This window comes from Pseudomonas sp. H3_E04 (genome assembly GCF_054668915.1).
In genome coordinates this window covers 4,569,626-4,584,028 of record NZ_CP162797.1, presented here as the reverse complement: position 1 = coordinate 4,584,028, position 14,403 = coordinate 4,569,626, and the positions used below count along the sequence as shown (strand labels likewise).

Sequence of the window (14,403 nt, the reverse complement as noted above, 5' to 3'; positions counted from 1 at the left end):
CGATACTGACAAGGTATGTACGTTGTCATCACCTAATTCAGGAGCCTGATATGTCAAAACAAGCCGTTTTCACCATGAAACTGGAGCCGGAACTGCGGGAGGAGTTCATGGCGGAAGCCGAAGCGGCACACCGGCCGGCGTCGCAAATCATGCGAGACATGATGCGTCAGTATGTTCAAACCCAGCGAGAGGCCCGCGAATATGAAGCGTTCCTGCAACGCAAGGTTGAAATCGCTCGGGAATCCGTACGTGCCGGAGACGGATTGAACAACGAAGACGTAGAAGCAGCGTTCGCGGCAAAGCGCAGGCAGGCAGAAGATCACCTATGAAAATCATATGGACGCCAGCCGCCGCACAGGATCGTGCAGACATTTGGGACTACTTGCAGGCCGCCAACCCAAGAGCGGCCATTGAAATGGATCTGCGCTTCAGCGAAGCGGTTCATCGCCTTTCCGACAATCCGTTGATTGGCCGTACCGGCATTATTGCCGGTACGCGTGAAATGATTCCGCATCCCAGTTACCGTCTTGTCTAACAAACGGAGCGAGACGCCGTCTGGATCATGGCGCTGGTGCATACGGCACGGACTTGGCCTCAGCCGAAGTAATCAGCCCGCCCCTTACGCAACATCACATTCAACTGATCCACCACCTCCGCCCAATCCGCATCATCCAGAATCTCCTCGCGCAGAAACTGCGCCTGACTTTCCGTCCAGAAAAACGCGTCGGCCAGATGCAATTCCGGTTTGAGCGGGGAATGGCTGGCGATGAATTGGTCGATGCTGACCGGGTCGTCAGCGAGGCCGAGTTGTTTGAACAGGGCCGGTAGGCTGTGCTGCGGATTTTCCATGATGCAACTCCTCTGCAATTCGGTTCCGGCGTTACGCCGTTTGCTGCAGTGGAGTTGATCATAGCTGTCGCTGCGGGTTCAGGGTCTGGCGACGTCAGGTGAGCCTGCGGCCAGTTGCTCTGCCGGATAGACCGATTGCCATCCGCCGCCCAACGCTTTGTATAAACCGACCATCGCCAGGGAAACGCCGGTCGAGCTTTCCACCCATTGTTCCTGCGTGGCGAGCAAGGCGCTCTGTACGGTGAGGACGTTGACGAAATCGACCACGCCTTCGACGTATTGCTGTTGCGCGGTGCGCAGGGCGATCTGATTCTGGCGCACGGCTTCGGCGAGGCTGTCGCGACGACGCTGGCTGGCGTTGTACGCGGTGAGTTGATCGTCGATTTCATGCCAGGCGCGCAGCACAGTCTGCTGGTAGGCGATGGCCGCTTCCTGCTGTTGGGCTTCACGCAGTTGGAGCATGCCGCGCAGGCGACCGCCGTCGAACAACGGCAGGCTGAATTGCGGGCCGATGGCAAAGGCACGCGAGCCCCATGAACCGAAATCGCTGAGTTGCATCGCTTGCGAACCGAGGTTGCCGGACAGGGTGATGCGCGGATAGAAATCGCCCTTGGCCACGCCGATGTTGGCGGTGGCGGCATGCAGACGCGCTTCGGCCTGGCGGATATCGGGACGACGTTCAGCCAATTGCGACGGCAGGCCGATGGCGACTTGCAGTGGCGACTGCGGCACTGCCGCGTCTGTGGACAACGCTTGAGCGAGGGCCTGCGGCGGTTCGCCCATCAGCAGACTGATTGCGTTGATCAGTTGCGCCTGACGCTGCTCAAGTGCCGGCAGCCGTGCTTCGATGGCGGCGACTTGCGCGGCGGCTTCGGCGACATCCAGATCGGTGGCCACGCCATCGGCCAGCCGCAGCTGCGAGAGTTTAAGGCTGTGGCGGGCGACATCGAGATTCTGCTCGGTGACGGCGCGGGTGCTCTGCACCCCGCGCAGCTGAATGTAGTTTTGCGCGGTGTCGGCAAGCACCGTCAGCAGCACGCCGCGACGATCGTTTTCCGCCACCTCGAGGTTGGCATCAGCAGCTTCGGTTTCACGGCGCACGCGGCCCCAGAAGTCCAGTTCCCATGACGCCGAGAAACCGGCATCCCACAGATTGAAAGCCTCGTCGCCGTTATTTCCCGATGGATCGTTCAAGCCTTTGCCACTGTTGCGTTTGCGCCCGTAGCTGCCGCTGGCGGTGCTGTTCGGATAACGCTCGGCGGTGATCACCTGACGCGCGGCGCGGCTTTGTTGCAGGCGGCTGCTGGCCAGTTGCAGGTCGAGGTTGCTGTTCAGCGCGCGCTGGGTAAGCGCGGAAAGCTGCGGGTCGTGGAAGGTTTCCCACCAGCGTTCGTTCAGGGGTTCGCTGACGGCCTGGCTTGGGGCGGACCGGGCAGGTTTGGCCCAGTCGGCAGGCTGAGGGACTTCGGGTTTCTGGAAATCTGGGCCGACAGTGCAGGCGGTGAGACTCATTGTGAGCAAGGCACTGAAGGTTAGCTGCTGCCACTGGCTTTTTCGTGAGCAGGCTCGCTCCCACAGGGGGAACGCATTAAAAAATGTGGGAGCGAGCCTGCTCGCGAAGGCGACAGCCGATTCAACACCGATCATCGCTGCGTCACCTCGCGCCCGGACGCCGTCGAGCTGGCGGTATCAATACTCGCCTCGACCGACATCCCCACCCGCAAGCGCTCGGCCAGTGGCTGGCCCGGTTCCAGCACAATCTTCACCGGAATCCGCTGTACAACTTTGGTGAAATTACCCGTCGCGTTATCAGGTTTCACCGCCGCAAAGGTCACGCCCGTTGCCGGCGCAATGCTCTCGACGCGGCCGGTGAGGGCTTCGCCGCCGAGGCTGTCGACCCGCACTTGCACATCCTGCCCGGGCTGCACGTCGGTCAACTGGGTTTCCTGAAAGTTGGCGACCACGTAGGCCTGTTGCAACGGCACCACCGCCAACAGCTTGCTGCCCGGCGTGACGTAAGCGCCGACACGCACCGCGCGCTCGCCGATCATGCCGTCCTGCGGCGCGGTGATACGCGTATAGGACAAGTTGAAACTGGCGATTTCCAGCGCCGCCTGCGCGTGTTTCAGATTGCCTTCAGCGGCGTTGCGCTGGGCGGTGAGAATCTCGACCTGCTTGCGTTCGGCCGCCAGTTTCGCCGTCGCGGTATCGAGGCGTGCCGAGGCCTGATCGATGCGCGTGCGTGCCTGCTGCGCGTTCTGCACGGTGCCGGCGCCGACACCGGCGAGATGGTTGTAGCGATTCAGTTCCTGTTGTGCGAACGCCATTTCCGCTTTGGCCGAGACCACGGTGGCCTGCGCCTGAGCAATCAGCGAAGCCTGCCGCTCCAGAGTCGCGTTGGCGTTCTGCAACTGTGCCCGCGCGACCAGGGTTTGCGCATCCGCCGCTTCCGCCGCTGCGCGCAAATCACGGTCATCGATCAGCGCCAGCAACTGCCCGGCATTGACCTGCTGGTTGTCTTCGACCAGCACCTGCTTGATGAACCCGGCCACGCGCGGCACCACCAGGGTGTAGTCGGCAGAGACGAAGGCGTCGTTGGTGGTTTGCTCGGTGCGTTGGCCGAACAACCCGGGCATCGCCAGATACACCAGCACGCCCACCGCCAGCGCGGCAGCCACAGCCACCGCGAGTTTTTGCTTGGATTGAGTCATAAAAAAACCTTCTGTTTCAGTACAGCTGTCAGGTCGGCGCGCGCGGCGGATAGATCCGCGTCGGCAGCCAGAAAATCAGCAGGATCAACGCCACGGCAACGCCGGCCATGCACAGGTACAAATCGGACGAAGTCAGCACCACCGCCTGCTCGTGCACGCGGTGAGCGAGGCCCGGATCGCTGTGATCGGCCAGCGGCGAATTGCCGAGGCTGTCGACCAACATGGTCGAATGGAAATGCAGGCGCGCGGTGGTCAGCGCTTCGATGACGCCGGTGGCAACCACGGCGGCCAGGCCTTTGACGGTGTTGAACCACGCCGACGCGAACGGTCCTTCCATCGGCGTGATACTGCCGGTCGACAACATCAACAGCGGCAACACCGCCATCGGCTGGCCGAAAATCTGCAGCCATTGCAGGACGTAGAAATCATTGCGGATCCACTGCGAAGTCAGGTGCGAACCACCCAGGCAGGACAGCGCGAGCATGCTCAGACCAATGCCGAGCACCCAGCGGCAATCGACCCAGCGCAAGTTGCATAGCGCCGCCACCAATGGCAGCGCGATCAACTGCGGCAGCGCGGCAATGAGCATGATCGGCGCGGTTTGCGCCGGACGATAACCCTGCACCTGGGCCAGATAACTCGACGGAATCAGCACCACCGCCAGCAGCACGATCAGCACCCCGGCGAGGGTGATCAACGCAAACAACAGGTTGCGGATGCCGAGCATCTGCAGCTTGAAAAACGGAGTCGGCTGCGACCATTCATTGATCAGAAACGCCACCAGCAGCAGCGAACCGGCACCAAGCAATCCACAGATCAGATTCGACTCGAACCAGTCCAGCCGATTGCCCTGCAACAAACCGATCACCAGCATGCAGATCGCTGGAAAGCCAAGCAGCAGGCCTTTCCAGTTGAACGTCCTGAGACGTTCCAGCCGCAGCGGATCCTGCGGCAAACCGTAGGCAACGGCGACCATGGCGATCAGACACGGCACGATGATCTGCCAGAAGGTCCATTGCCAGCCGACGTATTCGGTCCAAAGACCGGCCAGCGGCGTGCCGAGCCCCGGGCCGAACGTCGCGGTCAACGCGTAGCCGGCCAGCCCGTAGAGCTTGATGTTCGCCGGGAGAAAGCGCAGCGCGACGGTCATCAGCATCGGCGGCAGCGCGCCGCCGGCGAGGCCCTGAAGGATGCGCATCAACAATAGACTTTCGTAATTCGGGGCGAACGGGCACAGCACGCCGAGCAGGGTAAAAAGACCGATGGCGCACAGAGTGAAGCGACGCAGCGAGAAGGTCACCGAGCACCACGGCGCGAAGGCCATGGCCGCGACCGACGTCGCCGTGTAGCTGGCGACCAGCCAGGTGCCTTCGTCGTAGCCGATGTGCAGCGCGCCGCGAATATCGGCCAGTGCGACTTTGGTGACCATCTCGTTGAGGCCCGAGACCAGCACGGCCAACAGCACGCCGACCAGACCAATGATGATCCGCGCCCCGAACACCGGAGGCGCAACCGCCGTCGCCGGGCTGGCCGCGGCGAGAGGCGCCGAGACCGTCAGGGATGTCATGAATGAAAAGCTCCGGGGGTGAAAATACCGGAGCATTTTAGTGGGGCTTGATGCTGACGAAAATTGACTTATTGGCAGGTTATAAGTGCATCAGACACAAATATCAAAAGCAAAAGATCGCAGCCTTCGGCAGCTCCTACAGGGGGAATGCATTCCAGTGTAGGAGCTGCCGAAGGCTGCGATCTTTGCTTTGCTTTTTATGGCTGCGCCGCCAGCCACGTTTCATCGCAGCAGGTCTTGAGGGTTTCGCGCAGCCAGCGGTGGGCCGGGTCCTTGTCGAAGCGCGGGTGCCAGGCCTGGGTCAGCATCAGCATGGGCAGTGGAATCGGCAGGTCGAATGAACGCAGTTTCAGGCCCAGCCGCCGTACGCTGAGCAGGGCCTCTTTAGGCACCGGCAGGATCAGGTCGGAGTCGGGCAGGGCAAACATGGCCGCATGGAAACTCGGCGCGATCACCGCCACCCGGCGCTCCAGCCCCAATGCATTCAACGCTGTGTCGATCGGGCCGCGAGCGATGCCACGGCGCGACATGCTGATGTGGGAAAAACCGGCGTAGCGCTCAGCCGTGATTTCGCCATCGAGCAACGGATGATTTTCGCGCACCAGGCCGACGAAATGCGTGGAGAACAGGTTCTGCACTTTCACTTCCGGCGTGAGCGGACGGGTGTTGCTGACGCTCAGATCGATGCGCCCTTCGCGCAGCGCCTCATCGTCGCCATCGCCTTCCGGGACAAAGCGCAATTCGCAATGCGGGGCGAGTTGGTCGAGGGTGTCGAACAGCTTGCCGCCGTAAACGCCGACGAAGAAATCATTGGCGCGGATGCTGAAGCGCCGGCGCAAGGTGCCCAGCTCGACGCTGTCGGCGGAGCGAAACAGCAGCGCCGCCTGCTCGACCACGTCGCGCACCTGTTCGCGCAGTTCGAGGGCTTTGGGGGTCGGCACCAGGCCACGCCCGGCGCGCACCAGAATCGGATCGCCGATGGCGTCGCGGATCCGCGTCAGCGTGCGGCTCATGGCCGCCGGGCTGAGGTTCATCCGCCGCGCCGCGCCGACCACACTGCCCTCGTCGAGCAACGCATCGAGGGCGACCAGAAGGTTCATGTCCGGGAGTTGCATGCTGAGCACTCTTGGCTAATCTGGATTGATCCGGGCGCAATGCTAACAAACATCCCTCAAGAGTGACGATGCCAGCGCTGGCCTCTTCGCGAGCAGGCTCGCTCCCACATGAGTACGCATTCCAAGGTGGGAGCGAGCCTGCTCGCGAAGAGGCCGGCCCAGCCAACGAAGAAATCAGCGCTGCATACCCCAGCGCTTGACGGTCACCCGCTCGAGGGTGGCAAACACCAGATTCTCCACCAGCAAACCAATCAGGATCACCACCGCCAACCCGGCAAATACCTTGTCGGTGTACAGCTCATTGCGATTCTGAAAGATGTACCAGCCCAGCCCGCCCTTGCCACTGGTCGCGCCAAACACCAGTTCGGCGGCGATCAAGGTGCGCCAGGCAAACGCCCAGCCAATCTTCAAACCCGCGAGAATCGACGGCAGCGCGGCCGGGATCAGGATGAACAAGACCAGGCGCAATCCCTTGAGGCCATAGTTGCGCCCGGCCATGCGCAGCGTATCGGAGACGCCGAGAAATCCGGCATAGGTGTTCAGCGCCAGCGCCCACAAGACCGAATGCACCAGCACGAAAATCAGGCTGTTCTGGCCCAATCCGAACCAGAGCAGCGCCAACGGCAGCAGGGCAATCGCCGGCAACGGGTTGAACATCGAAGTCATCGTACTGAGCAGATCACGTCCCAACTGGGTCGATACCGCCAATGTCGTCAGGGCAAAGGCGAGGCCGATGCCGATCAGGTAACCCTTGATCAGCACCACCAAAGATATCCACACCTTGACCAGCAACTCGCCACTGAGCAGACCGTCGAACAGTGCCTGCGCGGTTTGCAGAAAACTCGGCAGCATCAGGTCGTTGTTCTGAATCCGCGCGACCACTTCCCAGATAATCGCCAGCACGATCAGGATCAGGCTTTTGCGCAGCCAGCCCTGTTGCCACAGGCGCGTGCCGAGCGGCAATTCACGCTCGACCGGCACTGCGGTCAGCGGCTCGAGCACGGTTTCGAATTCTTCACGCACGGATGATGAATGGCTCATCGGGTAGTCCTCCTGGCCGCTCAATAGGCGATGCGAATGTCGTTGAAGTCGTGATCACGTTCGGTCTCCGGCGCCTGGCCCTCATCGAACAGCAGACGATGAATGCGCCGCGCCGATTCCTGAAACGCTACGCCGCCGAGACTGTGCAGATCGTATTGATGGCTGTGCACTTCGGCGCGCACCCGGCCCGGATGTGGCGACAGCAAGAGGATGCGATTGCCTACCACCAAGGCTTCTTCAATCGAATGAGTGACGAACAGCAGGGTGAAGCGCACCTCTTCCCAGAGCAGCAGCAACTCCTCCTGCATCTTGCGTCGGGTCAGCGCATCGAGTGCAGCGAAGGGTTCGTCCATCAAGAGGATTTTCGGCTGCATGGCCAAGGCCCGGGCGATCGCCACCCGCGCTTTCATGCCGCCGGACAAGGTGTGCGGATAGGCGTCGGCGAACGCCGCCAGACCGACCTTTTGCAGATAGTGCAGCGCGCGTTCTTCCGCGTCTTTCTTGTTCAAGGTGCGCGAGGCGAGCAGCGGGAACATCACGTTCTGCTTGACGGTTTTCCACGGCGGCAGCTGATCGAATTCCTGAAACACCACAATGCGGTCCGGCCCCGGCGCATCGACGCGCTGGCCTTGCAGACGGATCTCGCCTTCGCAGGGCTGGATGAACCCGGCCACCGCTTTGAGCAGGGTCGATTTACCGCACCCGGACGGGCCGAGCAGGACGAAACGATCAGCGGGGTCGACGGCGAAACTGACTTGGTGGGTGGCGCGCACCACGCGTTGCGGCGTGCGGTATTCGAGGCTGACGTGATCGACGGTCAGCAACGCTTCGCTGTGGGCGATCGGGTTGCTGGCCGCGTGGCCTGGCAAAGGGGCGTTCATGGTCGATCTCCGGCAAATCAGAAAGGCGCATCGCCCTGAATGGTCGTGCGATACAGCTTGCGGCGCAGGTGCGCAGGACAGCCGGCGGCGAGATGGATCAGCGAACGGTTGTCCCAGAACACCAGATCATGCGGCTCCCATTGATGGCGGTAGATATTTTGCGCAAGCACGCTGTGGGCGAAGAGCTCGGCCAGCAACTGGCGGCTCTCGTCGTCGGGCAGACCGACGATGCGCGTGGTGAAGCCTTCGCTGACGAACAAGGCCTTGCGGCCGTTTTCCGGATGAGTGCGCACCACCGGGTGCACCACTTCGGCGACCTGAGCCAACTGTTCAGGGGTCAGGGTCGGGCGCCAGTTGCCTTCGAATTTGCTTTCGCTGTAGCGCGCCGTGTAGGAGTGCGCGGCAAAGCGCCCTTCAACCGCATTGCGCAACGCGGCCGGCAAGTCGTCCCAGGCTTTGTGCATGTCGGCGAACAGCGTATCGCCGCCCTCGGCGGGCAGCTCTTGGGCGTGCAGCATCGAGCCGAGGCTCGGCAGCTCTTTATAGGAAAGATCGGAATGCCAGAACTTGCCGGCGTCACCGAGACCGATGTTCTGGCCGTTCTCGATAATGTTGGAAACAATGAGGATTTCCGGGTGGTTGGCCAGCAGGAATTGCTTGAGCACATGGATCTGCAATACGCCGAAGCGACGGCTGAAATCGATTTGCTGTTGCGGGGTGATCTGCTGATCGCGAAAGACCACGACATGGTGATCCAGATGTGCGCGGTGAATCCGCGCGAAGTCCTGATCATTCACTGGCCGGCTCAGGTCGAGGCCAACGATCTCGGCACCGACGGCACCGCTGAAGGGACGAATTTCGAAGATTTGCGGCGCGGCAGTTGCGGCGCTTTCGATGGCAGTAGCGGCGGACATCAATCATCTCCCACGCACGGCGCGCTCACAAACGCGCTCGTCGATCAGACACTCACGCTGGATTGCGTGTCGGTTCAGGTCGTGCGGCGCGCCGATTGGTCGGCAGGTACGCAGGAGGATGACTTTATAGCTATAAGAATTTGAAATTAAATACCGTTAATGAATAACGATATGGCGAATGGTGAGGAGGTGGGTGACGATTTGTGTCACTTACCGACAGTTTCGTAGAGCCTCAGCGGGCGCCTTCGCGAGCAGGCTCGCTCCCACAGTTGGAATGCAATCTCCTGTGGGAGCGAGCCTGCTCGCGAATGGGGCGTCAACAGCGCTGAAGACCTAGCGCTCGTGCAACGCCTCAGCCCGTGCGCGGATAATCGGCTTGAGCAAATAGCTCAACACCGACTTCTTGCCAGTGATGATATCCACCGAAGCGACCATCCCCGGAATGATCAACAGAGGTTTCTCGTCTGTGCCCAAATGACTGCGCTCGGTGCGTACCTTGATCACGTAGTAAGTGGTTTTTTTGTCTTCATCGGTGATGGTATCCGCGCCGATCTGCTCCAGCTGCGCCTTCAGCCCGCCGTAAATGGTGTAGTCATAGGCGGTGAATTTGACGATCGCTTCCTGCCCCGGATGCAGGAACGCGATGTCCTGCGGGCGGATCTTGGCTTCGACCAGCAGGGTGTCGTCCAGCGGCACGATTTCGACCATGTCGCTGCCCGGCTGGATCACGCCGCCAATGGTGTTGACCAGCAACTTGTTGACAATGCCCCGCACGGGCGAGGTGACCAGCGTACGGCTGACGCGGTCTTCCAGTGCTTTGCCGGTGGCCTGGGCCTTGTTCAGATCGGTGCGCGCTTCGTTGAGTTGGGTCAGCGCTTCGCTGCGGAATTTGCCACGGGTTTCGTCGATCTTGCGCTGCACTTCCTTGATCGCCGATTCGGCGCGCGGGATCGCCAGCGTGGTCGCATCGAGCTGGCCTCGGGTTTCCACTTCGGCACGCTTGAGGCGCAACACTTCCACCGGCGAGACCGCGCCCTGCGCCACCAGTGGCTCGGACATGTTGATTTCCTGACGCTGCAAGCCGAGTTGCTGGCGGTACTGCGCCTGCTTGGAGCTGAACTCACGCAGCTCTTGCTGACGCTGGATCAACTGTTCCTGCAAACCACCGATTTCGTCGTGCAACTGCTGACGCCGGCTGATGTACAGCGACTCTTCGCTTTTTGCCTGGCCCGGCACGGCTTTGAGCACGTCCTCGGGAAAATTCAGCGGACGATCATCGACTTCCGCGCTCAGACGCTCGACCCGCAGCAACATCGACAGGCGATCGGCCTCGGTTTCGCCAACGTTGGAGGCGAAACGCGTGTCATCGAGACGAATCAGCGGCGCGCCGGCCTCGACGATCTGGCCTTCCTTGACGAACAGCTCGGAGACGATACCGCCCTCCAGGTTCTGGATTTTCTGGATCTTCGACGACGGAATCGCCTTGCCGTCGCCCTTGGTCACTTCGTCGATTACGGCGAAGTTGGCCCAGAGCATGAGGAACACGAAGAAGCCGATAATCGCCCAGATGGTCAGGCGCACGACGCGCGGGGCGTCTTCGATCAGCGCCTTGTTGACCTCCGGCAGCGGCTGGCCCTGCAGCGAGGCAGAGCCCTTGAAGTAGCGACGGATCGACTCCTTGACACCGGACTTAAGCAACACTGATCTGCCCCTTCTTCAACGCTTCCATCACGGCGGCTTTCGGGCCGTCGGCGAGAATCTGCCCGCGATCGATCACCAGCAGGCGATCAACCAGCGACAACAGCGATGCCCGGTGCGTGACCAGCACCACGGTCTTGTTTTCAATCACCGCTGCGAGGCGTTGCTTGAGGCGTTCTTCACCGGTGTTGTCCATCGCACTGGTTGGCTCATCCATCAGCAGAATCGGCGGATTGAGCAACAGCGCCCGGGCCAGGGCGACGTTCTGTCGTTGGCCGCCGGAGAGGTTCTGCCCGCGCTCGCCGACTTGCAGTTCATAGCCTTGCGGGTGCAAACGGGCGAATTCGTGGACGCCGGCCAGTTCTGCGGCTTGCAGCACCAGCTCGTCTTCGACGTAACGCGCGCCGGACACCAGGTTGTCACGCAGCGTACCGGACAGCAGTTGAATGTCCTGCGGCACGTAGCCGATGTTGTAGCGCAGTTCGCTGACATCGATCTGGCGGATGTCCACGCCGTCGACCAGCAAGGCACCGTCGTCCGGTTGGTAGAGGCCGACCAGCAGTTTCGCCAGCGAACTCTTGCCCGAACCGCTGCGGCCAATGATGCCGATCTTCTCGCCGGGACGGATGACCAGGTTGATGTTCTTCAGCGCCGGGTTCTGCTGGTCCGGGTAGGTGAAACTGAGCTGACGGCATTCGATCGCACCCTGCAAGACCTTGCGGCTCAGCGGGCGCTCCTCGAAATTGCGCTCCTGCGGCAGCTCCATCATCTGGTCGACCGAAGTCATGGTCACACGCGCCTGTTGATAGCGCGTGAGCAGGCCCGACAGCGACGCCAGCGGGCTCAGCGCACGGCCACTGAGCATGTAACAGGCGATCAGCCCGCCCATGCTCAGGTTGCCGGCGATGATCTGGTACACGCCGAAGACGATCATGATCACCCCGGCCAGTTGCTGGATCAGCAAGGTGATGTTCATCGCCAGGCCGGAGAGCATTTTCACTCGCAGCTCAAGGCGGCTGAGGGTGCCGATGGTTTGCTCCCACTGATACTGGCGCTCGCTTTCGGCGTTGTTGACCTTGACCGCATCCAGACCGGCGAGGGTTTCGATCAGGCTCGACTGGCGCTCGGCGCCCAGCGCCATGGTGCGCTCCATGGTCGCGATCAGCGGCTTCTGCAAGGCATAGCCGATGAGCAGGGCAATCGGGAACGCCAGCACCGGAATCCACACCAGATGCCCGCCGAGAATGGCGATGACGATGAAAATCAGAATGGTAAACGGCAGGTCGATCAGGCTGGTCAGGGTCAGCGAGGCGAGGAAGTCGCGCAGGCTCTGAAACTCATGGATGTTCTGGGCAAAACTGCCGACCCGCGCCGGGCGGTATTTCATCGCCATGCCGACGATGCGCTCAAACAGCGTGGCGGAGATGATCAGGTCGGTTTTCTTCCCGGCCAGATCCAGGCACAGGCTGCGCAGACTCTTGAGGATCAGGTCGAAGATATAGGCGCCGGTAATGCCCAGCGCCAGTACCCACAGAGTTGCTTCGGCCTGGTTCGGCACCACGCGGTCGTAGACGTTCATCACGAACAGCGGCGCGGCCATGGCGATGATGTTGATCAGAAAACTGGCGGCGATCGCATCGGCGTACAGCCAGCGCGAACGCTTGAGGGTGTCACGGAACCACGAGCGTGCGCGCGGGATCAGCGTGCCGTGGTTGACGTCGAATTTGTGCTGCGGCTGGGCGAAGAACACTTTGCCGATGTAATCGTCGCTCAGCAGTTCGCGGCTGACCACCGACTCGCCGCCGTCGCTTTCGCTGAGCAGCACGCGCGCTTCGTGGTCGCCCTGCCAGCCGAGCAGAACGGCACTGCGGCCATCCTTGAGCAGCAGCAGCGCGGGCATGGCGATCGCCGGAATTTCTTCGAGCTTGCGCTGCAACACCCGACCCTGCAGGCCGGCGCGAGCCGCTGCGCGCGGCAGCAGCTCGATACTCAAACGTTGCTTGGGCAGCGGCAGGCCGGTGGTCAGCATCGCCGCGCTGGCAGGCTTCTGGTGCAGCATGCACAGGGCGAGCAGACCATCCAGCAACGGATCGTCATGCAACGCGCGTGGATCATGGCTGAGTTGAACTCGACTGACTTCTGATTCCACGCTCGACACTCTTTAACAGTTGAAAGGGATAACTCAGTTCATCCCAGGCAGCTGGACCTTGGGCTTCACGTCGTTCTGCACAACGGATGCCAACGGCGCGACCACTCCCTGGCTTTTGAGCAATTGGCCCATGGTCGCCTTGATTCGGTACTGAGTAAATAACTGAATGTTCTTGATTTCCGCCAGACGCCGCGAAGCAGTGAACAGTTCGTTTTCGCTGTCGAGCAAGTCCAGCAGGGTGCGCTCGCCGAGGCTGAATTGACGCTGGTAGGCGGTACGCACCGAGGTGCTGTGGTCGACGTACTGCTGAGCGATCGGCACCTGGGCATTGGCATTGTTCAGGGCGTTCCAGGCCAGGCCGAGCTCTTCGTTCAACTGGCGCAGGGCGTTGTTGCGGATGTCCAGCGCCTGGTTGGCCAGGTACGACTTGGATTCCAGATCAGCCTTGTTGCTGCCACCGGAATACAGGTTGAAACGCATGCGCAACATGGCCTGCCATTCGTTGTTGTGACCGTTCTGGCCGTCGAGATCGTTGTCGGCGGTACGGCCCAGTTCGGCGTCGAAGCGTGGGTAGAAGGTCGATTTGGCGGTGGCGAACTGCTTCTCGGCAGCGGCGATGTCCGACTCGGCGGAGCGCAGGATCGGGCTGTTTTCCAGCATCTGCGCACGGGCCTCATTGAGGTTGGCCGGCATCATCGCCATGAACGGTGCCGGACGCTCGAGCTGGTCTGGCATCTGGCCGACGGCGCTGAGGAAGTTGGTTTCCGCGTCGGCGAGGTTGGTCTGTTCGGTGATCAGGTTGTTGCGGGCCTGCGCCATACGGGCTTCGGCCTGATCAAGGTCGGCACCGCTGCCGACGCCGCGCTGGGTGCGCAGCTGGATCTGGTCGTAGATGCGCTGGTGGCTCTTGAGGTTTTCCTCCGCCAGACGGACGAATTCGCGACGGGTCAGGACGTCCAGATACACCTGGGCGACTGTCAGCGCGGTACGCTCTGAAGTGCCGAGCAGAGAGTACGCGCGCGAGCTGACGTTGGCTTGTTGACGCGCTACTTCGTTGGACGTCGCGAAACCGTCAAAAACCATTTGCGAGAGACGTAAACTTGACTCACTGCGGTTCAACGTCTCCCAGTGATTGCCGCCGCCATTGGCCCGGGTCGTTACGCTGTCAGTGCCTTCGCGGCCATAACCGCCCAGCAGATCGACCTTGGGCAGGTATCCCCCTTTCGCAGCCTTTAACTGATAATCCGCCGCCAATCGACTGTTGACCCCCGCCTGAATCTCCGGATGGACATCCAGCGCCTGTTGCATGGCTTCTGGTAAGGATTGTGCTTGTACAAAAGAGGCGGCGAGAGCGAAGGGAGCGGCAAGGAGCAAAAGCGAACGCATGGTTGGAATTTTCCCGGAACTTCTTGTCTTGAATCACAGCAGAAACGTGGCGCTGCGTCGGATGATGGCAACCCGAAAGACCGTATGTCGGA

The 14,403-nt window shown here is 61.3% G+C and carries 13 protein-coding genes; 2 read left to right on the top strand and 11 right to left on the bottom strand.

Features of this window, described 5'->3' with window-relative positions; translation table 11 throughout:
* Positions 1-50: 50 nt before the first annotated feature.
* Both AB4N53_RS20710 and AB4N53_RS20705 read left to right on the top strand, forming a co-directional pair.
* Positions 51-329, top strand: coding sequence for a hypothetical protein (locus tag AB4N53_RS20710; protein WP_016772267.1), 279 nt, complete (start codon positions 51-53; stop codon positions 327-329).
* Positions 326-535 (top strand): type II toxin-antitoxin system RelE/ParE family toxin, encoded by a 210-nt coding sequence (locus tag AB4N53_RS20705; protein WP_460122725.1) that lies wholly within the window; start codon positions 326-328, stop codon positions 533-535. The genes AB4N53_RS20710 and AB4N53_RS20705 overlap by 4 nt, the downstream gene beginning before the upstream one ends.
* Positions 536-594: 59 nt before the next feature.
* Here the strand turns inward: AB4N53_RS20705 and AB4N53_RS20700 are convergent, their stop codons facing one another.
* The 11 genes from AB4N53_RS20700 to AB4N53_RS20650 form a co-directional block, all read right to left on the bottom strand.
* Positions 595-849 carry a DUF2789 domain-containing protein gene (locus tag AB4N53_RS20700; protein WP_460122723.1) on the bottom strand — a complete coding sequence of 85 codons (255 nt, stop codon included), beginning with the start codon at positions 847-849 and terminating at the stop codon, positions 595-597.
* A 78-nt stretch (positions 850-927) separates the two neighbouring features.
* Positions 928-2,496, bottom strand: a complete 1,569-nt coding sequence (locus AB4N53_RS20695; protein WP_460122721.1) for an efflux transporter outer membrane subunit — start codon at positions 2,494-2,496, stop codon at positions 928-930.
* A complete protein-coding gene (locus AB4N53_RS20690) occupies positions 2,493-3,560 on the bottom strand; it encodes an HlyD family secretion protein (protein ID WP_460122719.1) in 1,068 nt (355 codons plus the stop codon). The genes AB4N53_RS20695 and AB4N53_RS20690 overlap by 4 nt, the downstream gene beginning before the upstream one ends.
* 28 nt (positions 3,561-3,588) lie before the next feature.
* On the bottom strand, positions 3,589-5,127 hold the full coding sequence (locus tag AB4N53_RS20685) for an MFS transporter (RefSeq protein ID WP_460122717.1): 1,539 nt from the start codon (positions 5,125-5,127) through the stop codon (positions 3,589-3,591).
* A gap of 197 nt (positions 5,128-5,324) precedes the next feature.
* Positions 5,325-6,242, bottom strand: a complete 918-nt coding sequence (locus tag AB4N53_RS20680) for a LysR family transcriptional regulator (protein ID WP_460122715.1) — start codon at positions 6,240-6,242, stop codon at positions 5,325-5,327.
* A gap of 174 nt (positions 6,243-6,416) precedes the next feature.
* A complete protein-coding gene (locus AB4N53_RS20675; RefSeq protein ID WP_460122713.1) occupies positions 6,417-7,283 on the bottom strand; it encodes an ABC transporter permease in 867 nt (288 codons plus the stop codon).
* A 20-nt stretch (positions 7,284-7,303) separates the two neighbouring features.
* On the bottom strand, positions 7,304-8,164 hold the full coding sequence (locus AB4N53_RS20670) for an ABC transporter ATP-binding protein (RefSeq protein WP_460122711.1): 861 nt from the start codon (positions 8,162-8,164) through the stop codon (positions 7,304-7,306).
* Between the two features lie 17 nt (positions 8,165-8,181).
* A complete protein-coding gene (locus AB4N53_RS20665; RefSeq protein WP_460122709.1) occupies positions 8,182-9,078 on the bottom strand; it encodes a TauD/TfdA dioxygenase family protein in 897 nt (298 codons plus the stop codon).
* A 333-nt stretch (positions 9,079-9,411) separates the two neighbouring features.
* The gene (locus tag AB4N53_RS20660) at positions 9,412-10,779 is read right to left on the bottom strand and encodes an HlyD family type I secretion periplasmic adaptor subunit (RefSeq protein ID WP_024011116.1); all 1,368 of its coding nucleotides are present in this window, start codon (positions 10,777-10,779) and stop codon (positions 9,412-9,414) included.
* Positions 10,769-12,925, bottom strand: coding sequence for a type I secretion system permease/ATPase (locus tag AB4N53_RS20655; protein WP_460122707.1), 2,157 nt, complete (start codon positions 12,923-12,925; stop codon positions 10,769-10,771). Before AB4N53_RS20655 ends, AB4N53_RS20660 begins: the two co-directional genes overlap by 11 nt.
* 33 nt (positions 12,926-12,958) lie before the next feature.
* Positions 12,959-14,311, bottom strand: coding sequence for a TolC family outer membrane protein (locus tag AB4N53_RS20650; protein WP_039756280.1), 1,353 nt, complete (start codon positions 14,309-14,311; stop codon positions 12,959-12,961).
* Positions 14,312-14,403: the final 92 nt, after the last annotated feature.